This window comes from Halomonas sp. BL6 (genome assembly GCF_006228115.1).
Classification (GTDB): domain Bacteria; phylum Pseudomonadota; class Gammaproteobacteria; order Pseudomonadales; family Halomonadaceae; genus Vreelandella; species Vreelandella piezotolerans.
The window spans coordinates 1-20,754 of record NZ_VDGL01000002.1 but is presented as its reverse complement, the minus strand read 5'-3'; the positions used below and the strand labels follow the sequence as shown (position 1 = coordinate 20,754).

Annotated in this window: 17 protein-coding genes; 10 read left to right on the top strand and 7 right to left on the bottom strand. The window is 57.7% G+C overall.

What is annotated here, in order from left to right; translation table 11 throughout:
• Positions 1-7: 7 nt before the first annotated feature.
• Positions 8-958 carry a thioredoxin-disulfide reductase gene (gene trxB / locus FHJ80_RS03655; protein WP_139525692.1) on the top strand — a complete coding sequence of 317 codons (951 nt, stop codon included), beginning with the start codon at positions 8-10 and terminating at the stop codon, positions 956-958.
• Positions 959-996: 38 nt separating this feature from the next.
• Here the strand turns inward: trxB and FHJ80_RS03650 are convergent, their stop codons facing one another.
• Positions 997-1,524 carry a GspH/FimT family pseudopilin gene (locus tag FHJ80_RS03650; RefSeq protein WP_139525691.1) on the bottom strand — a complete coding sequence of 176 codons (528 nt, stop codon included), beginning with the start codon at positions 1,522-1,524 and terminating at the stop codon, positions 997-999.
• Positions 1,525-1,639: 115 nt separating this feature from the next.
• On the opposite strand from FHJ80_RS03650, the gene thiO reads away from it, so the two are divergent.
• Complete coding sequence (thiO, locus tag FHJ80_RS03645) at positions 1,640-2,743, top strand: glycine oxidase ThiO (protein WP_139525690.1); 1,104 nt, start codon at positions 1,640-1,642, stop codon at positions 2,741-2,743.
• 3 nt (positions 2,744-2,746) lie between these two features.
• Here thiO and FHJ80_RS03640 read toward each other — a convergent pair whose 3' ends face one another.
• A complete protein-coding gene (locus FHJ80_RS03640; RefSeq protein ID WP_139525689.1) occupies positions 2,747-3,007 on the bottom strand; it encodes a PP0621 family protein in 261 nt (86 codons plus the stop codon).
• Positions 3,008-3,150: 143 nt separating this feature from the next.
• Between FHJ80_RS03640 and FHJ80_RS03635 the strand changes: the two genes are divergently transcribed.
• Positions 3,151-4,785 carry an NAD+ synthase gene (locus tag FHJ80_RS03635; protein WP_139526212.1) on the top strand — a complete coding sequence of 545 codons (1,635 nt, stop codon included), beginning with the start codon at positions 3,151-3,153 and terminating at the stop codon, positions 4,783-4,785.
• A gap of 29 nt (positions 4,786-4,814) precedes the next feature.
• On the opposite strand, the gene FHJ80_RS03630 is transcribed toward FHJ80_RS03635, so the two are convergent.
• The 3 genes from FHJ80_RS03630 to FHJ80_RS03620 form a co-directional block, all read right to left on the bottom strand.
• Positions 4,815-6,971: a bifunctional diguanylate cyclase/phosphodiesterase gene (locus FHJ80_RS03630; protein WP_139525688.1), complete on the bottom strand. Its 2,157-nt coding sequence runs from the start codon at positions 6,969-6,971 to the stop codon at positions 4,815-4,817.
• 81 nt (positions 6,972-7,052) lie between these two features.
• On the bottom strand, positions 7,053-8,768 hold the full coding sequence (locus FHJ80_RS03625; RefSeq protein ID WP_139525687.1) for a methyl-accepting chemotaxis protein: 1,716 nt from the start codon (positions 8,766-8,768) through the stop codon (positions 7,053-7,055).
• A gap of 205 nt (positions 8,769-8,973) precedes the next feature.
• Positions 8,974-9,786 (bottom strand): outer membrane protein assembly factor BamD, encoded by an 813-nt coding sequence (locus FHJ80_RS03620; protein WP_139525686.1) that lies wholly within the window; start codon positions 9,784-9,786, stop codon positions 8,974-8,976.
• Between the two features lie 194 nt (positions 9,787-9,980).
• Here FHJ80_RS03620 and rluD point away from each other — a divergent pair, with 194 nt between their 5' ends.
• From rluD to ilvN, 5 genes are all read left to right on the top strand, one after another.
• On the top strand, positions 9,981-10,940 hold the full coding sequence (rluD, locus tag FHJ80_RS03615) for a 23S rRNA pseudouridine(1911/1915/1917) synthase RluD (RefSeq protein WP_139525685.1): 960 nt from the start codon (positions 9,981-9,983) through the stop codon (positions 10,938-10,940).
• Positions 10,937-11,692 carry a peptidoglycan editing factor PgeF gene (gene pgeF, locus FHJ80_RS03610; RefSeq protein ID WP_139525684.1) on the top strand — a complete coding sequence of 252 codons (756 nt, stop codon included), beginning with the start codon at positions 10,937-10,939 and terminating at the stop codon, positions 11,690-11,692. The genes rluD and pgeF overlap by 4 nt, the downstream gene beginning before the upstream one ends.
• 127 nt (positions 11,693-11,819) lie before the next feature.
• Positions 11,820-14,399 (top strand): ATP-dependent chaperone ClpB, encoded by a 2,580-nt coding sequence (clpB, locus tag FHJ80_RS03605; protein WP_139525683.1) that lies wholly within the window; start codon positions 11,820-11,822, stop codon positions 14,397-14,399.
• Positions 14,400-14,904: 505 nt separating this feature from the next.
• The gene (locus FHJ80_RS03600; protein WP_139525682.1) at positions 14,905-16,629 is read left to right on the top strand and encodes an acetolactate synthase 3 large subunit; all 1,725 of its coding nucleotides are present in this window, start codon (positions 14,905-14,907) and stop codon (positions 16,627-16,629) included.
• On the top strand, positions 16,629-17,120 hold the full coding sequence (ilvN, locus tag FHJ80_RS03595) for an acetolactate synthase small subunit (RefSeq protein WP_030074339.1): 492 nt from the start codon (positions 16,629-16,631) through the stop codon (positions 17,118-17,120). The genes FHJ80_RS03600 and ilvN overlap by 1 nt, the downstream gene beginning before the upstream one ends.
• A gap of 70 nt (positions 17,121-17,190) precedes the next feature.
• Here the strand turns inward: ilvN and ilvY are convergent, their stop codons facing one another.
• Entirely contained in the window at positions 17,191-18,078 is an 888-nt protein-coding gene (gene ilvY, locus FHJ80_RS03590; RefSeq protein WP_139525681.1) for an HTH-type transcriptional activator IlvY, read from the bottom strand.
• 196 nt (positions 18,079-18,274) lie between these two features.
• Between ilvY and ilvC the strand changes: the two genes are divergently transcribed.
• Positions 18,275-19,291: a ketol-acid reductoisomerase gene (ilvC, locus tag FHJ80_RS03585; RefSeq protein ID WP_062362822.1), complete on the top strand. Its 1,017-nt coding sequence runs from the start codon at positions 18,275-18,277 to the stop codon at positions 19,289-19,291.
• Between the two features lie 146 nt (positions 19,292-19,437).
• Positions 19,438-20,325 (top strand): CDP-diacylglycerol--serine O-phosphatidyltransferase, encoded by an 888-nt coding sequence (gene pssA / locus FHJ80_RS03580; protein WP_139525680.1) that lies wholly within the window; start codon positions 19,438-19,440, stop codon positions 20,323-20,325.
• Between the two features lie 242 nt (positions 20,326-20,567).
• Here pssA and FHJ80_RS17360 read toward each other — a convergent pair.
• On the bottom strand, positions 20,568-20,754 hold a 187-nt coding region (locus FHJ80_RS17360; protein ID WP_218013961.1), incomplete at its 5' end, for a hypothetical protein.

Below are 20,754 nucleotides of genomic sequence, written 5' to 3'. Positions count from 1 at the left end.
TGGTGTCATGGAAACACGTCATGAACGTTTGATTATTCTTGGGTCTGGCCCAGCAGGCTACACTGCGGCGGTGTATGCCGCGCGTGCCAACCTCAAGCCCCTGCTCATTACCGGGATGCAGGCAGGTGGCCAATTGACCACCACGACCGACGTGGATAACTGGCCTGGTGATGCCGACGGTGTCCAGGGGCCGGCGTTGATGGAGCGCATGAAGCAGCATGCCGAGCGTTTCAACACCGAGGTTCTGTTCGATCATATCAATGAAGTCAGCTTAGCTGAAAAACCCTATACCCTAAAAGGCGATAGTGGCACCTATACCTGTGATGCGCTGATCATCGCCACCGGTGCCAGCGCACGCTATCTGGGCTTACCCACCGAGCAACAGTTCATGGGACAGGGCGTGTCGGCCTGTGCGACGTGCGATGGTTTTTTCTACCGCAATCAAGAGGTCGTCGTCGTTGGAGGGGGCAATACGGCGGTCGAAGAAGCACTCTACTTGTCTAACATCGCTTCCAAGGTCACGCTGGTGCATCGCCGTGATACCCTGCGCGCGGAAAAAATCCTACAAGACAAGCTCTTCGAGAAAGCCGAGGCGGGTAAAATTGCCCTGGAGTGGTTCTACGAAGTCGAGGAGGTATTAGGGGATAACACCGGCGTGACCGGCGTAAGAGTCAAGTCCACCAAGGATGGCAGCACGAAAGAGATTCACGCGCCGGGGCTATTCATTGCCATCGGCCATAGTCCCAATACGGGCATCTTCGAAGGGCAGTTGGAGATGAACGGTGGCTATATCAAAGTGACATCGGGCAGTGAAGGCAATGCAACGGCTACGAGCGTGCCGGGCGTATTTGCCTGTGGCGACGTGATGGACCATATCTATCGCCAGGCGATCACCTCGGCAGGCAGCGGCTGTATGGCAGCCCTGGATGCCGAACGCTATCTGGATGGCATTGCTTAATGTAGCTGCATTCTGGAGGAGAGCACCTGTTGGCGATCTTAGCAGTCGATAGGTGCCTCATCCACGCGTAACCTGCCTAACTGGCTGAGTACCAACCGTTTTCCTTCTGCTTGTGTGGCGCATATCGCGAAGCTGCCGTTGTAGCCACTGGTATGGCCCAGCACGTTATATCGAACGTGTCGCCAGCCGCGGCTATAGGTGGTGTAAGACGCCGCCTGCCCGGGAAAGACGCGCAGGATATCGTCCGGTTGAAAGCCGTCCTCGACGTCTCCCTTTATGACGACCAGTGCGTCGCCCCACGTCGACGCACAGGTGGTGAGGTTTGCGCTTGCCGGACACACGGTCACCTTCGTACGTTGTGAAATGGCCGTATGTCTGGCCAGGGCAAACGCAGAGCGCAGGCGGCTTACTTCGCTATTGAGAAGGCTGTGGTGACTCAGTGCCTGAACGCTTGGTGTCAGCCACGCTATCATGGCGGTCATCAACAGCATCGCCACCAACATCTCGATGAGTGTAAACCCCCGCTGATGGGACGAGTGCTGCCCGTGCGTGCCACCGCATTTCATCGCTTGACCTCCTGTCGACGAGCGCGATGCTCGTTGCGCTGGTTAACGTTGCGTGATCTTGTTGATCCTAGGGGGCACCGCGCACTTTTTATGTAAGCCAAAACGGACAAACGTTGTGAGCAATCTCTTAATTTTAGGAGGTGGCGTGATCGGAATGATGACGGCACTTCAGCTAGCGGACGCTGGTCAGCGGGTCACGCTCATCGAGCGCGGAACTTGCGGAAAAGAGGCATCCTGGGCAGGCGGCGGGATCGTTTCGCCGCTCTATCCCTGGCGTTATGGTGAGCCGGTGTCTCAGCTGTCGCGCTGGTCAGAGGGTGCCTATCCCACGCTAGCCCTGCGCTTGTTGGAAGAGACCGGTATCGACCCGGAGTATCGGCAAAAGGGCTTGCTCTACTTGAATGTGGACGATGACGAGGCGGCCTTGCACTGGGCGCGACAACTCGGCAAGCCGCTAGAGCGGGTCAACGCCGATTTCGTTCATCATAAAGAGCCTGAAGCCGCTACTCCCGAAGGCAGTGCGCTCTGGATGCCCACACTAGGCAGCGTGCGCAACCCGCGCTTGGGCCAGGCGCTGCGCGCTCGTTTGGCTGCCCTGTCTCACGTGACGCTGATCGAGGCGTGTCGTGTCGAAGGTTTTCTGCAGCGTCAAGGCCGCGTAGTGGGGGTTGCGACGAGCCGAGGTGACCAGCTAGCAGAGCAGTTCATCGTATGTGGCGGGGCCTGGAGCGCAAGCGTGCTTGACGGGCTGAACGTGCGATTGCCGGTTCGGCCCGTCAAAGGACAAATGATCGCTTATCAAGCGCCGCCCGGTTTAGTCCAGCGCGTAGTGCTCAAGGATGGTCGCTACGTGATTCCACGTAGCGATGGTTTGCTGCTCGTGGGGTCTACCTTGGAAGAGGCGGGCTTCGATAAAACCACCGATGAAGAGGCGTTGGCATCGCTCAAGCGGAGTGCGGAAAACATTATCCCTGCGTTAGCCGATTGCCCTGTTGCGTACCATTGGGCGGGGCTGCGCCCCGGCTCGCCGGAAGGTATACCGTTCATTGGCGCGCTGCCCGAGTTTCCCAATGTGTTTGTCAATGCCGGGCATTATCGGAATGGCTTGGTGCTGGCGCCTGCTTCGACGCATCTACTGGTCGATCAAGTGCTGGGGCGCAAACCCTTGCTGGACCCAACACCTTACCAGCCAACGGCCGAGCGCTTGGCGTGGCCATGATCGCTAGCGACGATTGTCTTCCTGCTCTTGTAGGAAGCGGTCACGGTGAGCGCTACAGCAGAACCACTGCTCGACGTCACGTAGCGCCTCGTTCTCTGGCACGTGAACGTCGCACCAGCGGCAGCGCACCATGTTGCCGCCTTCGTGGCGCGACGGTGCCTGCTGCTGATGGGCCAGCTTGCGTTGGCGATAGAGTCCGTAAAGCTTCAGGCCTACATAAAACAGCGCGGCAAAGATAATTAGCCGAATGATCAATAGGTTCATCCTCAATGGCTCCCCTGGTGGGAAAAGGCGACGACATGGCATTCGTAACAATGACCTTTGCCACTGAGCACGCCTTGCGGGACAATGCAGCGACTAGGTAGATGCCACCGTATTCTGAAGATTCTCAAGAGATTTTGACGCCCATGCAAGACTTAACGCTGGTAATGGCCCAACTCGACCCGCTGGTCGGCGATATTCCCGGCAACGCCGCGCGTGCCATCGAAGCGGTGCGTGAAGCGAGGATCGAGCATGGGGCGGATATCGTCGTCTTTCCTGAACTGTTTTTATCCGGCTACCCGCCGGAAGATTTACTGTTGCGTCCCTCCATGGAAACCCGCTTGCGTGAGGCGCGCGCCACGATGGCGGAAAAAATCTCCCGCGACGTGCTGGTCATCATTGGTTACCCCGGCGTGCGTGAAGGCAAGTGTTACAACTTGGCGGGGGTGCTCTACAACGGCCAATGGGAGGCGGAGTACGCCAAACAAGCGCTGCCCAATTACCAAGTGTTCGATGAACAGCGCTACTTCACGCCGGGCACCGAGCCGCTGGTGTACGAGCATAAAGGGGCCAAGTTAGGTCTACTGATTTGCGAAGACTTGTGGGAAGGTGTGCCCGTGAAGGCCGCGCGCGAGGCGGGGGCTGAAGTATTGATCAGTTTGAACGCCTCGCCCTATCATCAAGACAAGCCCGCCGAACGGCTGCGCTTGCTAGAACAGCGCGCCCAAGACGTGCAATTGCCCGTCGTGTACGTCAATACCATCGGTGGCCAGGACGAGTTGGTGTTCGACGGTGGCTCTAGCTGTGTCGATGCCAACGGTCAACTCAAGGTACTGGCGCCCTACTGGCAGGCGGGGCTAATGCCCATTCAGCTCCTGCAAACTAGTGCGAACGTCTGGGAACCCCAGGCTGGCGAAATCGAGCCAGATGTGGAACCCGAGGAAAGCCTTTACTGCGCGCTGGTGACCGGCCTGCGTGACTACGTCAACAAGAGCGGTTTCAAAGGCGTGGTGCTGGGGCTTTCTGGCGGCATCGATTCGGCGCTCTCGCTGGCCATTGCGGTGGATGCGCTGGGACCGCAGCGGGTACAAGCGGTCATGATGCCTTACCATTACACTGCGGATATATCCAAGCAGGATGCGGCCGAACAGGCGACCCTGCTGGGCGTTCATTATGACGTGATGCCCATAGAGCCCATGGTCGAAGCCTTCATGGGGACGCTGGCCGAGAGTTTTGCAGGCACCGAGCGCGATACTACCGAAGAGAACCTTCAGTCGCGTTGCCGTGGCGTGCTGCTCATGGCGATCTCCAACAAGAAAGGCCTGATGGTGCTGACCACGGGCAACAAGAGCGAAATGGCTGTCGGCTATGCCACGCTGTATGGCGATATGGTGGGGGGCTACAACGCCATCAAAGATGTCTATAAAACCTGGGTATACCGCCTGGCGCGCTGGCGCAATACCCAGTCGCCGGCCATTCCCGAGCGCGTGATCGAGCGTCCACCCAGCGCCGAACTTGCGCCCGACCAGCAGGATAGCGATTCGCTCCCAGACTACGATGTGTTGGATGCCATTCTGGTCCGCTACATCGAGGGAGACATGAGTGCCGAGGCGATCATTGCTGCAGGCTTCGAGGAAGAGGATGTCTACAAGGTCGTCAAACTGGTGGATCGCTGTGAGTACAAGCGCCGCCAGGCGCCGGTAGGCGTGCGAGTGACCCCGCGGGGCTTCGGGCGAGATCGCCGCTACCCTATCGTCAATGGCTGGCAGCCGGGCGATTGACGTAAGCCCTCAGATGGGGCATCGGCGGCTTACGTGAGCACCGGGGGCGGGGCTAAGCACTGTTTAGCCATCTCTTCTGGCGTCACCGGCCTGCAGAAGTAGTAACCCTGGTAAGCGTGGCACTGGTGTTCGTTCAAATATCGCCAGTGCTCCATGGTCTCTACGCCCTCGGCAATGACGTTAAGGCCCAGCGAGCGCCCCATGGCAATGATCGTCTCGACGATGGCCATGTCATCTGCGTCCTGATGAAGGTCGCGCACGAAGGATTGATCGATTTTGATTTGGTCCAGCGGCAAACGCTTCAAATACTGCAAGGAAGAGTAGCCGGTGCCAAAATCGTCCATGGCAAAGCTGATGCCGAGTGCCTTGAGCCGGTGCATGCGGGCGATGGTATCTTCCACCTGACCGATGACCGTGCTCTCGGTGAGCTCGAGTTTCAGCTTGTGAGGCGACGCACCGCTAAGTTCCAATGCCTTGGCCACTTCCTCGACGAAGTGTGGCTGCTGAAACTGTTTTGCACTGACGTTCACGGCCAGCACTAGGTCTTTGGTATGCGCAGCCGCTTCCCACAGGGCGAGCTGTTCGCAGGCGGCATGCAGTACCCAGGTGCCCATGGGAATGATGAGCCCCGTCTCCTCTGCCAGAGGAATGAATGTGCCCGGCGATACGAAGCCTTGTATGGGGTGCTGCCAACGGATGAGTGCTTCGGCACCGATGGCACGCCCTTGGCTATCTACTTGCATTTGATAGACCAGCACGAACTCTTCCCGCTCGATGGCGAGGCGCAGGTCGCGCTCTAGCTCGGTGCGCGTTTCTAACTGGGCTTGAACGGCTGGGTCATAAAAGCGGATCGTATTCTGGTCATCACGCTTGGCGAGGTGAACGGCTGAATTAGCGTATTGAAAAAGCTGATCGACGCTATCATCGACGCCCTTGAAGAGCACGAGCCCTTGACTGACGTTAAGATACTGGTGATGCCCATCCAAGCAGTAAGGCTGGGTCAGCGCGTGCTGAATCTGCTGCGCCAAGAACTCGGCTTTTTCGGCGGCTTTCAACTTATCGGCATCCAAACCATCCACGATCAGCACGAACTCGTCGCCACTCAGGCGGCCCATCTTGCAGCCCTGCTGCTCCAAGGTTTTAAGACGCGTCGCCATCTGTATGAGCAGGTCGTCTCCCGCCCGATGGCCGATGACATCGTTGATACGTTTGAACTCGTCCACGTCCAAATACACCAGCGCGCCGTAAGTGTTGGTTTGACTGTTGGTCTCCAACGAGTGCTGTAGATGCTCTTTCATCAGTCGCCAGTTGGGCAGGTCGGTGAGCGTGTCGTAGTAAGCCAATTGATGCACTTGGCGCTCTGCTTCTCGTCTCTGCTGCTCGGTATCGCGAAAAGAAAGGAGTGAAAGCGCAATACGCTTTAACGGGCCGCTGTGTTGTTGGCTTAACCGTTCGATCGCTTGCAAGTCGGGCAGCGCTCGGCGATTGTCGGACAGCGCCAAAATGGCATCGCCCACCGTGACGAGCCGCTGGTTGATGCGCCATGCGGCCAAAAAAGCGGCACTGATCAGCAGAGCAAATAGACCCAAGCCCAGCCATAGCGTGGAGTTGCGCGACTGGTTGAGATCGGCGTAAGACTCTCGGTGTCGGTCACTGGCGCGATGGGTAAGCGCCTCGAAAATTTGCTGAGAAAAGAGGTTGAACGTCGTGAAATGACGTTGGGCTTCTTGCAAATAAAAAACGGGATCCCCCTGATTCAGGGTGGCGGCCTCGTTGGCCATGTTGACGAAGCGACGGTATTCATAAAAGGCGCGCTGCAGGGTAGCTGCGCTTTCCTGGCTCAAGTCCAAAATCAGCGGCGAGCTGGACAGCCGATCGACGCTTTCCCCAATACGCGATAGCTCTTGGTTGATGCGACCGTACTCCGCGTAGCGCTGCATGGTGCCGAGGTCGGTCGCTTCCGCCCGGCTGAAAACCTCACTCATCCGCTGATGAAGATCGCCCAACTGGCGATCGAAGGTCGCCATTTGTACGAGGGTTTCCAGATCATTGGATTGAAGCCGGTAGTTTTGCAGCGACTGCTCTTTGATCATGTAGGTGGCCAGTCCCAGCAACAGTGCAACCGGCAGAATCACCATCAGGATGGGGAGCAGAAACACCATGAACAAGCTCTGCGAGGGTTTCATCGTCACCTCTGGGAAAGGCAGTGGGCCGTGGCGGACATGCCACGGCCTCTCTAAAAATTAACGGCAGATAAGACGTTTTATTTAGAAGCTTTCCCATTCAAGCTCGGCAGGGGCGCTGGAGCGTGTGGTGGGTAGCGACGGGGCCTTGGGACGAGCATAGCTGCTTGCCGTCGAGGGTGGGTTGGCGCGATGTTGAGCGGCCGGCGCCATCGCCGACTCAGGGAGTTTGAACGCCCCCATGGCGTTTAACAACTGGTGGGCATTCTGACGTAAGTTGTTGGCAGCGGTCGCGCTCTCATTCACCAGTGATGCGTTCTGCTGCGTAACTTGGTCCATTTCGGTGACCGCCTGGCCTACTTCCTGAACCCCGGCACTCTGTTCGGCGCTGGCGTTGCTGATCTCTTGCATGATAGTGGTCACGCGCTGGATGGCTTCGACGATCTCTTCAGTGGATTTGCTCGCCTCTTCAGCGCGCTCGTTGCCATGATTGACGCGCTCTAGATTGCTGCTAATGAGGTTGTTGATCTCGCGTGCGGCGTCGGCACTGCGCTGAGCCAGCTTACGCACTTCTTCAGCGACGACGGCAAAGCCACGCCCATGTTCGCCTGCCCGCGCCGCCTCGACCGACGCGTTCAAGGCCAGGATATTGGTTTGGAAAGCGATCGAGTCGATGGTCGAAATGATACCTGCTATTTCTTGTGAGCTTTTATTCAGATCGTTCATGGTGGCGACCACTTGGTGAACTGCGTCCCCACCGCGCTTCGCCGTTATCGAGGCGCTAGCGGCTTCTTGGCTGGCCTGCTCGGAATTATCGGCGTTTTGCTTTACCGTACTATTAAGCTCTTCCATAGCTGAGGCCGTCTCTGCCAAAGCGCTGGCTTGCTCTTCCGTACGTGAGGCAAGATCGTTATTGCCTTCTGCAATCTGTTCGCTGTTCGAGGCAACCGCTTCTGCTGACGCGCGCACCTGCGCCACGATCTCCTGCAGATGCTTCGCCATGGCGACCTGCGAGGCCATGATGCTGCGGGTATCGCCTTGTTTCAGCCGACCTTGAGTGGCGAGTTCGCCACGACCAATGGCCTGAGCAAAGGCTTTCACTTCATAGGGCTCAGCGCCGAGTTCTCGCAGCAGTTGACGTGATAGGAAGACCGCAATCAGGCCGCCAATCAGTAGGGCAAAGAGCGTCAATCCGAGCATTTGTAGCTGGAAACCAGAAGCCGTCGCGCGGGCAGATGCGGTGGTAGCGGCGCTATTCTGTGTCTGAAGGTCAATAAACTGATTGATGCGATTGAGCCATTCGGTATAAGCCGGACCTGCTTGCTCCAACAAAAGGGTTTCGGCTTGCTGGTCGTTGCCTACTTCACGAGCAGCGATGACTTGTTCGGTCAAGCGGGTCGTCGTTTCGGCTTGTTCACGAATGCTCGCGAGAATCTGTTGTTCTTCCGGAGAGGCCGTGGAGGTTTGATTGATTTGTGCCATGCCGACGGTGGCTGTTTGGTAAGCCTCCTCTAGCTGGCGTATATCGCCTTCCAACTCGGCCAAACGCCCGCTACCAGCGGTAATTACGATATCGCGCAGGGCAATCGCGCGGTCATGGACGCTGCCCCGCATGTCGACGGCAAATCCTTGCTTTTCACCTTGGACATCGTTGATGACGGTCAAATCACGGTCGATTTGATTGACTTGAAGAATGCCCGCTATGGTCAGTAGCACCAAGAGAGCCAACAGAATAGAGAAGCCAACGGCTAGCCGGGTGCTGATTGTCGTTCCAGACAAGCGTTTCATTAGGGAGGTCATCCAGGGTCTCCTAGGCGCCGTGGAGGCGCTTTATTATGTGTTTGCAGGAGAATCATAATGCTCAGTGCTAGTGATGTACAATATTTGTAATGATATTTTGTCTATCATTTGATTAAGGTTTTGTTATTAAACAATTATTTTCTTGTACAAAAAAACCACGCCTAAGCGTGGTTTTTTGTAAGTGAAAAGCAAATGGCAAATGGTGTCAGTCGCTGTTGTCATGCTTTGGCACGAAACGACCACCTCGAAGTTGCTCATGACCCGGTGCATTTTCACGCAGCACGGTGAGAACCTCGCTCGCGCGATCTTCCATCCCTAGCCCCTGGTAGCCCTCGACCATCGTCGCCAGCGCATCGCGAGTCGCGTTGGATTCCGGGTAGTTTTCGATCACCCAGCGGCCTCGCTCGACGGCGGCTAGAAAAGCGCCGCGGCGGAGGTAGTAGTCGGCCACGTGCAGCTCATGGCGTGCTAAGAGCTCACGCAGGTAGACGATACGTTGCTGGGCATCCGGGGCGTACTGGCTCTGTGGGAAGCGCTGAATCAGTTCGCGGAAATCGTTGTAAGCATCGCGCGAGGCCCCCAGATCACGCTTGGAGATGTCGATCAGGCGCAGGCGCTCGAGGCTGAAGCGGCCCGCCTGCCAAGCGGCTAGCCCGCGGAGGTAATAGGCATAGTCGACCTGAGGATGATCGGGATGTAAGCGAATGAAGCGGCTGGCAGCCGCCCGCGCCTCTTCCCAGTTACTGTTTTCGTAGTAGGCGTAAATCAGTTCGAGCTGAGCCTGTTCGGCGTGAGGGCCAAACGGATAACGGGTATCCAACGCTTCAAGGCGCTCGATAGCAATCGGGAAGCGGTTGCTATCGAGCGCGGTGCGTGCCAGCTCATATAGCTCGCGCTCTTGGACCCCCGCAAACTCGTCTTCCTCTTCCGGGGTCGTGTCGTTGCTGGCGCAGCCTGCGAGAAGGGCAAGGCTCAAGGCTAGGGCGCCAAAGCGGTGGGCAGCGGAAAAAACGCGCATCATCATCCTCGTTGCAAACAAGCCTCAATCACCGAAAAGCGACGATGGCCATAAGTATAAATGGTAGAATAGGTCGCAGTGAGCCCACTATAAAACACCTAGACGCAAAACGCAGGCTTAGCGACACGTCGTAGCGGTAAGTCGCGCATCTCAGGTGGTTCGATTGGGCGGTTAGCGTCTTAGAGAGGTCATTCATGTCTCGTATTGTTGAAGCCACGCAGCGGGTGCCCGCAACGTTAGCTGGCGCGCGCTTGGACCAAGCAGCGGCGGAGTTGTTCAGTGATTACTCCCGCGAGCGTTTGAAAGCGTGGATCAACGCCGGTGAACTCACCGTCGATGGGGTCAAGGTCAAGCCGAAAGCCAAACTGCATGGCCACGAAGTGCTCACGCTCAATGCGACCATCGAGGAGGACACGCGTTTCGAGCCCCAGGACATCGCGCTGGACATCGTCTACGAAGACGAGGACGTCATCGTCATCAATAAGGCGGCGGGCATGGTCGTGCACCCGGCGGCGGGCAACCCGGATGGCACCTTGCTCAATGCCCTGCTGCATCATCACCCGGCGTTGGCCGAAGTGCCCCGGGCAGGCATCGTCCACCGCTTGGATAAAGACACGACCGGCCTGATGATGGTCGCTAAGACCTTGCCCGCGCAAACAGCGCTAGTCGAGCAGTTGCAAGCCCGTACCGTGTCGCGTCAGTACGATGCCATCGTGATCGGTAAGCCCGTGGCGGGCAGCACCATCGATGCGCCGATTGGCAGGCACCCGAAAGACCGCAAGCGCCAGGCCGTGACGGCGTCCGGCAAGCCCGCCGTGACGCATTTTCGCGTGGTCGAGCGTTTTCGTGCTCATACCCACGTGCGCTGCCAGCTAGAAACCGGCCGCACTCACCAGATTCGCGTGCACATGGCCCACGCTCGCTATCCTTTGATTGGCGACCCGCTCTACAGCGGCCGTGCCAAGCTCCCACCGGGGGCCGCTGGGCCGTTGAAAGAGATTTTGCGCGAATTCCCCCGTCAGGCGCTGCATGCCCGAAAGCTCAGCTTCGTGCACCCCGTTAGTGGTGAAACCCTTACTTTTCAAGCCGATCTGCCCGATGATCTACTAATGTTGTTGGACTACCTGCGCGACGATAGCGAGACCATGCGATGAGCGATGCCATAGATCTGCGCCCGACGCTTCTGCTGCCGGACTGGCCAGCGCCCGCCAACGTGCGAGCCTTTGTGACCACGCGTGAAACGGGGCCGAGTCAGAATGACTTTGCGGCGTTCAATCCGGCCGCTCACGTTGGGGACAATGCCGACCATGTTGCACTGTGCCGACGGTTGCTACACAAAGAGATCGGCGATGAACGCCCGCTACTGTGGCTTAACCAAACGCATGGTGCGCGGGTGCAGCAGGAATACCAAAGCAACACACCTGATGCAGATGCAGCGCTTGCCAGCAGCAGCGAGTACGCCTGTGTCGTTCTCACCGCCGACTGTTTGCCAGTGCTGTTTTGCAATCGTCAAGGAACGCAGGTGGCGGTTGCGCATGCGGGCTGGCGTGGGCTGGCCGGTGGCGTGTTGGAAGCCACCATCGCCGCCATGAATTGCGACCCGGACGATATCCTGGTGTGGTTGGGGCCGGCCATCTCGAATGCGCAGTTCGAGGTGGGACCCGAAGTGTATGGCGCTTTCGTGGCTGTACATCCAGACACGGCCGACGCGTTCGACCACAGCCCGTACCGGCTAGGCCACTATATGGCCGATCTGTATCGGCTGGCCCGTTTTCGCCTAGAAGCACTGGGCATCCACCACATTAGCGGCGGACACTTCTGCACCGCCTGCGAATCGCGCTTTTACTCCTATCGCCGTGACAACGGCAACACTGGTCGCATGGCGAGTGTGATCTGGATCAATTAATCGCCACTTGAAATGCGTGGATATGACGCCATCTTACTTGTCAAGCTAATCGTCTTTAGCACGTTCAACGACAGGTCAATGGGCAGCGCCGTGGGTCCAAACGCACGGCATCCCCAGGAGGCACACCATGCGATTCGATAAATTCACCGCCAAATTACAGGCCGCCATTGCCGAGGCGCAGTCCCTCGCCGTGGGCCAAGGCCACAACCAGTTAGATCCCGCGCATCTGCTGCTGGCGCTGATCGATACCAAAGATACCGGCATCAAAGCGCTGATCGAGAAAGCCGACGGCAGCAGTTCACGCCTGCGCGACGGTCTGCAGCGCCTAGTGGATGACCTACCCAAAGTCAGCCAATTCGATGGCGAAGTGCAGCCATCGCGTGACTTCGTCAAACTGATCAATCTCACCGACCGCGAAGCGCAAAAGCGCGGCGATCAATTCATCGCCTCCGAGCTCGTGCTGCTGGCTGCGCTGGAGATGAACAGTGCCATCACCAAGCTGATGAAAGAGGCTGGACTCAGCCGTAAAACGTTAGAGGCGGCGATCGACAGCCTGCGTGGTGGTGCTAGGGTAGATGACCCCAATGCCGAAGAGCAGCGGGAGGCGCTCAACAAGTACACGTTGGACCTCACCCAGCGCGCGCTGGACGGCAAGCTCGACCCTGTGATCGGTCGCGACGACGAAATCCGCCGTACGATTCAGGTGTTGCAGCGTCGCACCAAAAACAACCCGGTGCTGATTGGCGAACCTGGTGTAGGTAAAACCGCCATCGTCGAGGGCTTGGCCCAGCGCATCGTCAACGGTGAAGTACCCGAAGGTTTGAAAGAGAAGCGCGTGCTGTCGTTGGATATGGGCGCGCTGCTCGCCGGAGCCAAGTTTCGCGGTGAGTTCGAAGAGCGCCTGAAAGCCGTGTTGAAAGAGCTCTCCCAAGAAGAGGGACGAGTGATCCTGTTCATCGATGAGTTGCATACCATGGTGGGCGCTGGAAAGGCCGATGGCGCCATGGACGCGGGCAATATGCTCAAACCAGCGCTGGCACGGGGCGAATTGCATTGCGTGGGGGCGACGACGCTGGATGAGTATCGCAAGTACATCGAGAAAGACGCCGCCCTGGAACGCCGTTTCCAAAAAGTGCTGGTGGACGAGCCTACCGAGGCCGATACCATTGCTATTTTGCGGGGCCTTAAAGAGCGCTACGAGGTGCACCATGGCGTTGATATTACCGACTCTGCGATCATCGCGGCGGCCAAGCTCTCGACGCGCTATATCACCGACCGCCAGTTGCCGGACAAGGCCATCGACCTGATCGATGAAGCCGCCTCGCGGATTCGTATGGAGCTGGACTCCAAGCCTGAAGAGATGGACCGTCTAGACCGTCGTCTCATTCAGCTCAAAATGGAGCGGGAGGCTCTCAAGAAAGAGACCGACGAAGCGACCAAAAAACGCTTGGAGGCGCTCAATCAGCAGATCCACGAGTTAGAGCGTGACTACGCTGACCTGGATGAGATCTGGAAGGCGGAAAAAGCCAGCATTCAAGGCGCCGCGCAGTTCAAAGCGGAGCTCGAGCAAGCGCGTATCGATCTTGAGCAGGCGCGTCGTCAGGGTGATTTGGGCCGCATGTCGGAAATCCAGTACGGCAAGATTCCCGAGCTGGAGAAAAAGATCAGCGAAGCAGGAGAAGGCGAAGCCGATACTGCCAGCCATCAGCTGTTGCGCTCCAACGTCACGGAAGAGGAAATCGCAGAGGTGGTCTCGCGCTGGACGGGCATTCCCGTATCCAAAATGCTGGAAGGCGAGCGGGATAAACTGCTGCGCATGGAAGAGGCCCTCCACGAGCGCGTCATCGGCCAGAACGAGGCGGTCGAGGCCGTCGCCAACGCAGTGCGCCGTTCCCGGGCGGGTCTTGCCGACCCCAACCGCCCCAACGGCTCATTCCTGTTTCTCGGTCCAACCGGTGTGGGCAAGACCGAGCTGTGCAAGTCGTTGGCCAACTTCTTGTTCGACACCGAAGAAGCCATGGTGCGCATCGACATGTCGGAATTCATGGAGAAGCATTCCGTGGCCCGCCTGATCGGCGCGCCTCCCGGCTACGTGGGGTACGAAGAGGGCGGCTACTTGACCGAGGCCGTTCGCCGCAAGCCTTACTCGGTGCTGCTACTGGACGAGGTGGAAAAAGCACACCCGGATGTGTTCAACATTCTGCTGCAAGTGCTGGAAGATGGACGTTTGACCGATGGCCAGGGGCGCACCGTCGACTTTCGTAACACGGTGATCGTCATGACCTCCAACATGGGCTCGGACATCATCCAGCGCATGGGCGGGGATGATAACGACTATGAGCTGATGAAAAATGCGGTGATGGAGGTCGTGGGTAACCATTTTCGCCCTGAGCTGATCAACCGGATCGATGAGGTGGTGGTGTTCCACGCCCTTGGTCAGGAGCAGATTCAGGCCATCGCTGGCATTCAATTGGAGCGCTTGAAGGCACGGCTTGCGGAGCACGATCTGCGTCTGGAATTGAGCGACGATGCCATGGCGCAACTCGCGGTGGTGGGCTTCGACCCTGTGTTTGGGGCACGGCCACTCAAGCGTGCTATTCAGAGCCGTATCGAAAATCCGCTGGCGCAGGATCTGCTCGCAGGCAAGTATCTTCCCGGCACGACCATTCACATCAGTGCAGAAGAAGGAAAGTTGGTGTTTAACTAATCTTAACTTCTCGAAGAGTCGGATTTAGCGCAATGTCGTGCGGATATTGCGCAATGAAATAGGGCAAATGCCCCGTCAGCGTCGCGGACGGGGCATTTTTTTGCGCTGACTGCGACCTTTGTTGCGTTTGGTCGGTTCTGAGGTTGACAGGCTAAGGGTGCTAATGGAATCTTGTGGGTTCCTGATTTGCGGGCGCGGAACCAACGGGCAACCCCTCATCCCCGCGCGAAGGGTAGGCTCACGCCTTTACCCGCCGAAGGACTTCCGGGCTTGGGCTAACCGCCTGACCTGGCCAACGCCCCGACACGGTAAACCGCCGTGTAAGGGAGACGCTCTTTATGGTTGCCATCAATGAGCGTTCCCGATGAGAGTGCAGGCCCTAACCGGGCCATATTGCCAGGGTTTGGCATCAGGTGCCGGCATGGGCCGGCAGCGGCATACCGCCGCACTCGACCCCGCAGGATGCCCTGCGGATCGCACTCGAGACCTCCAGGGGAGAAACACAGTGGAACTGCTTTCCGGCGCAGATATGATCGCCCGCTTCTTGCAAGATGAGGGCGTCGAGTACATTTATGGTTATCCCGGTGGTGCGGCGCTGCATATTTATGACGCGCTGTTCCGCCAAGACAAAGTGAAGCACATTCTCGTACGTCACGAACAGGCGGCCACTCACGCGGCCGATGGCTATGCCCGTGCCTCCGGCAAGCCCGGCGTGGTGCTGGTGACCTCGGGCCCCGGCGCGACAAACGCGGTGACGGGTATTGCGACTGCCTACATGGACTCCATTCCCATGGTGGTGCTGTGTGGGCAGGTCATGAGCCACCTGATCGGTGACGACGCCTTCCAGGAAACCGATATCGTCGGCGTCACGCGCCCCATCGTGAAGCACAGCTTCTCGATTCGTCATCCGTCCGAGATCCCGGAAGTGCTGAAAAAAGCCTTCTATTTGGCATCGACCGGCCGTCCTGGCCCGGTGGTCGTCGACATTCCTAAGGACATGACCGCTCCTACCGAGCGCTACGAGTACGTGTACCCGAAAAAGGTCAAGCTGCGCTCGTATAACCCGGTGACCCGTGGCCATACGGGACAGATCAAAAAAGCCGTCGAAATGATGCTGAAGGCCAAGCGCCCCGTATTCTACACCGGCGGTGGCGTGGTGACCGGCAAGGCCAGCGAAGGCTTGACCGATTTGGTGAAGCAGCTGGGTTTTCCGATTACCACCACGCTGATGGGCATCGGCGCGTATCCGCAAAGTGACCGCCAGTGTTTGGGGTGGCTGGGGATGCACGGCTCCTACGAGTCCAACATGGCCATGCACCACGCTGATTTGATCATTGCCATTGGCGCGCGTTTTGATGATCGGGTGACCAACAATACGTCGAAGTTCTGCCCGACGGCGAAAATCATTCACGTCGACGTCGATCCCAGTTCGGTCTCCAAGACCGTGCGAGCTGACGTGCCGATCGTCGGCCCGGCCTCCAGCGTCATCAACGAAATGATTAGCCTAGTGCAGGGGAATGCCATTGCGCATCCTGACGCGTTGACCGACTGGTGGCAGAAGATCGACGGCTGGCGAGCCGAGCGTGAAGGTAAGCTCTACGAGCCTTCCAAGGCTGGCGAGGCGCTGAAGCCGCAAGAAGTCATCGAGGCGCTGTGCCGCGTCACCCGTGGCGAAGCCTACGTCACCACCGACGTAGGTCAGCATCAGATGTTTGCCGCGCAGTATTACAAGTTCGATAAGCCCAACCGCCTGATTACCTCCGGTGGCTTGGGAACCATGGGCTTTGGCTTCCCGGCGGCCATGGGGATCAAGCAAAACTTCCCGGACGACGATGTGGTGTGCGTTACCGGCGAAGGCAGTTTCCAGATGATGATGCAGGAACTCTCCACCTGTAAGCAGTACGGCGTGGGCGTCAAGATCGTCAACCTGAATAACGCATCGCTCGGCATGGTGCGCCAGTGGCAAGATTTGAACTACAAGTCCCGCCATGCGCACTCCTATATGGAGTCGCTACCCGACTTTCATATGCTGATAGAGGCGTACGGGTTCACCGCGATCACCGTCACGACGCTAGACGAGTTGGAACCGGCGCTGGAACGTGCCTTTGCCGACAAGCATGAGCTGGTCTTCCTGGACGTCAAGGTCGATCCCCATGAGCACGTCTATCCGATGCAGGTACCGTTGGGTGCTATGCGTGACATGCTGCTGTCCAAAACGGAGCGTACCTGATGCGTCATATCATCTCGATTCTGATGGAAAACGAACCGGGTGCGCTGTCGCGTGTGGTCGGGCTTTTCTCCCAGCGTAACTTCAACATTGAAACGTTGAACGTAGCGCCGACGGAAGATCCGTCGCTGTCACGCCTGACGGTCACCACGGTGGGCGACGACCGAGTGATCGAGCAGATCACCAAGCACCTCAACAAGTTGATCGATGTGGTGAAGCTGGTGGACCTCACCGAAGGCAACCACATCGAGCGCGAGCTGATGCTGGTGAAGGTGAAAGCACTCGGTGCAGCCCGCGATGAAGTCAAGCGCACGGTGGATATCTTTCGCGCGCAGATCGTCGACGTCACGCCCAGCCTGTACACCGTACAGATCACTGGCGACGCGTCGAAACTGGACGCTTTCCTGCAGGCCATGGCACCCGTGGGCATTCTCGAAGTAGCACGTACCGGGGTGTCGGGTATTGCACGGGGCGATAAAGTCCTGTCGCTTTAAATCGCGGCTCAACGCTGCAACGTTCAAAGCCGCCCTTCGCCGGGCGGCTTTTTCGTGCGTAAGGGGCGCCTCAGCGTGGGATCACCGCCGCCCAAAACGCGTCGATCATCGGATTTTTGAGCCGCCGGTTCAGTACGCAGAGGCCAACGTCGTAGTGGGGGAGCTCGGGTTTGACATTGAGTATCTGCACGCGCTCTGCCAGTGGGCTATTGTCCAAAACGATCTTGGGCACCACGCCCACACCAAACCCAAGCCCGACCATGCTGACGATGGCTTCGTGCCCCGCGACCTGGGCATAAATCCGTGGGGTAATGCCCATGGCCTTGAACCACGTGTTGGCGTACTCCCGAGAGAGACCGGCTTCCGACAAGATCATCGGCACGTGCTGCCACTGCTCGGCGGTGGAGCTGTCCGGCTGCGGTGGCAGCCACGCATGCGCGTCGGTAGGCGCAATGAATAGCAGCGGTGAGCGGGTCAGCGACTTGAAGGCCAGTGCGCTGGGCGGGATGCGCGGTCGCGGCGTGATCGCCATGTCATCAGCGCCTTCCAGTACCCGGGACATCGCATCGGCGGGATCGCCGGTATGCAGCTTGAGCTCGATGCCGGGGTGGCGGGTGCGCACATCGCTGAGCAGTTCATAGAGGAAGCTATAGCTTGCGGTGACGGAGCAGTAAATGCTGATCTCGCCGCTGAGCTGCGCCGTCGTCGCCGCCAGTGTGCGCTTTTGCGTTTCCCACTGCTCGAGCGTCTCCTTGGCATAGCGTTGGAAGGTGATGCCTTGAGGAGTGAGCGTTACATGGCGGTTGTCCCGTTCAAACAGGCGCGTACCGAGCTCGCTCTCCACCTGTTGGATGGAGCGGCTCAGCGTCGAGGGGCTGATATGGCAAAGCTCGCTAGCGCGGCCAAAATGCAGCGTATCGGCCAGGATGGTGACATGCCTGAGTAATCGGAAATCCATGAGAGCCTTTGGACTGAACAATATTTCATAATATGAAATAGTATGTTGCAAACATAGCGTTTTACGCAATAGCTGCGCTGGCGTAGAGTGGCCTCAACGCCAAATCCTAGTGCTGCAAAAGACGGCACGGGTGGCCATCAACGCTGACACATACGCAATAAAAACTTTCGGTTTCATCGACTTCTGGAGTTTCGCCATGCACGTTTATTACGATAAAGATTGTGACCTTTCTCTCATTCAGGCTAAGAAAGTCACCATCGTGGGTTATGGCTCGCAAGGCCATGCGCATGCTAACAACCTGAAAGAGTCGGGCGTCGACGTCACCGTTGCCCTGCGCAAAGGCTCCTCGTCTGCAGCAAAAGCCGAAGCGGCTGGCTTGAAAGTCGCCAGCGTACCGGAAGCGTGTAAAACCGCTGACGTCGTCATGATTCTGGCGCCGGACGAAAACCAAAAGGCGATTTACGAGCAGGAAGTCGAGCCGAACTTGAAAGAAGGCGCAACCCTGGCGTTCGCTCACGGCTTCAACATTCACTACAACCAGATCGAGCCGCGCAAAGACCTCGACGTGATCATGATCGCACCGAAAGCGCCGGGGCATACCGTTCGCTCCGAGTTCGTCAAGGGCGGTGGTATTCCGGATCTGATCGCTATTCATCAAGACGCGTCAGGCAGCGCCAAAGAGCTGGCACTCTCCTATGCGGCCGGTGTCGGCGGTGGCCGTAGCGGTATCATCGAAACGACCTTCAAAGACGAGACCGAAACCGACCTGTTCGGTGAACAAGCGGTCCTGTGTGGCGGTGCGGTCGAACTGGTAAAAGCGGGCTTCGAGACGCTGACCGAAGCCGGTTATGCCCCGGAAATGGCTTACTTCGAGTGTCTGCATGAGCTCAAGCTCATCGTCGACCTGATGTACGAAGGCGGCATCGCCAACATGAATTACTCCATCTCCAACAATGCCGAGTATGGTGAGTACGTGACGGGGCCTGAGGTCATCAACGATGAGTCTCGCGCGGCGATGCGTAATGCTCTTAAGCGTATCCAAACCGGTGAATACGCCAAAATGTTCATTCAGGAAGGCAACACCAACTATCCGTCCATGACGGCTCGTCGTCGCCTGAATGCGGAACACGAGATCGAGCAGGTCGGTGCCAAGCTGCGCGGCATGATGCCGTGGATTGCTGCTAACCAGCTCGTCGATAAGTCCAAGAACTAAACGACGCATAGCGTTATCCACGCCCCGAACCGCTGCTTCGGGGCGTTTTTCGTTGTCTAGGGCAATTGGCTGGTCGCCTGGGCGTCACCGTGTAGAATGAGAAGAGAGCCCTTTTCGTGTGAATTCACTTCAAATGGATGATGCTTATGACCCAGGATGCTCGCGACCAAAAGCACGGCAGCACGCAGCCTTCCGAGACGTCGGCTGCCGATGACACCCTTCCGTCTTCGTCTGCCAAAGACGAAGACGTCGGCAATGAAGATCTTGCCGCCGCGTTTTTGCGAGAAACCGAGGTCGTGGAAGAAGCCGTCGAAGATGGTAAAAAGATTCGCCGTAAAGGGATCTATCTACTGCCCAACCTGTTCACGACTTCTGCGCTCTTTTCCGGTTTTTTTGCCGTCGTGGCCGGTATCAACGGTGAGTTCACCTCGGCAGCCGTCGCCATTTTCATTGCTATGGTGCTGGACGGTCTGGATGGTCGCGTGGCGCGTATGACCAATACCCAGAGTGAGTTCGGGGCAGAGTACGACAGTTTGGCCGATATGATCTCGTTCGGTATGGCGCCGGCACTGGTCGCCTTCACCTGGATTCTCCAAGATATTGGAAAAACAGGTTGGGTGGTCGCTTTTCTTTATGTCGCCTGCGCTGCGCTGCGCTTGGCGCGTTTCAACGTGCAAATCGGTAGTGTCGATAAAAAATGGTTCATCGGCTTGCCTAGCCCATCGGCGGCGGCGTTAGTGGCCGCTAGCGTATGGACGTTTCACAGCTTCGATGCCGATGCCTTTGGCTTCAAGCTGCTGATGCTCGTTGTCGTTGGAGCGGCAGGGATCTTGATGGTGAGTAACATCCGTTACTACAGCTTCAAGGACTTGGACTTCAAGAAGCCCGTGCCTTTCGTGGTACTGTTGGCGGTCGTGCTGGGGTTCGTAATGATCTCCGTCGAGCCGTCGGTCATGCTGCTGCTGCTGTTTGCGGCTTACGTGTGTTCGGGGCCCATCTTGGCCGTCATGCGTAAGGCAAAACCCAAACGCTGAACATTTTGAAAACTTTTTCGCATTAGCACTTGCCAACTCGTCAGCGAATCCGTAAAGTACGCATCCGCTGCCGGGGACGCCCAGCGTTACCAGCGGTGATGAGGTTGAAAAACCTCTTGTTTGTCAAGAAGTTAGAGCTCTGTAGTAGGTTGATCAAATCGCTCGCTTCGCCCGCTGAAAACAGCGGTTGACAAACACCACGGAATGCGTAGAATACGCCTTCCTCGCTGAGGCAACACGGGTCAGGTCATCGGGCCCGCCGCAGCGACATTAAGAAAGTTGCTCTTTAACAATTTGATCAGGTAATTCATGTGGGCGCTTGCCGATGAGGGTGACAAATCACCCATTATCAAGGCAAGCGACTCGTCAAACAGGCTTCGGCCTAATGAATGAATTCGTTTGACCCTTGAGCCAAGTTTGGTTCGCTTC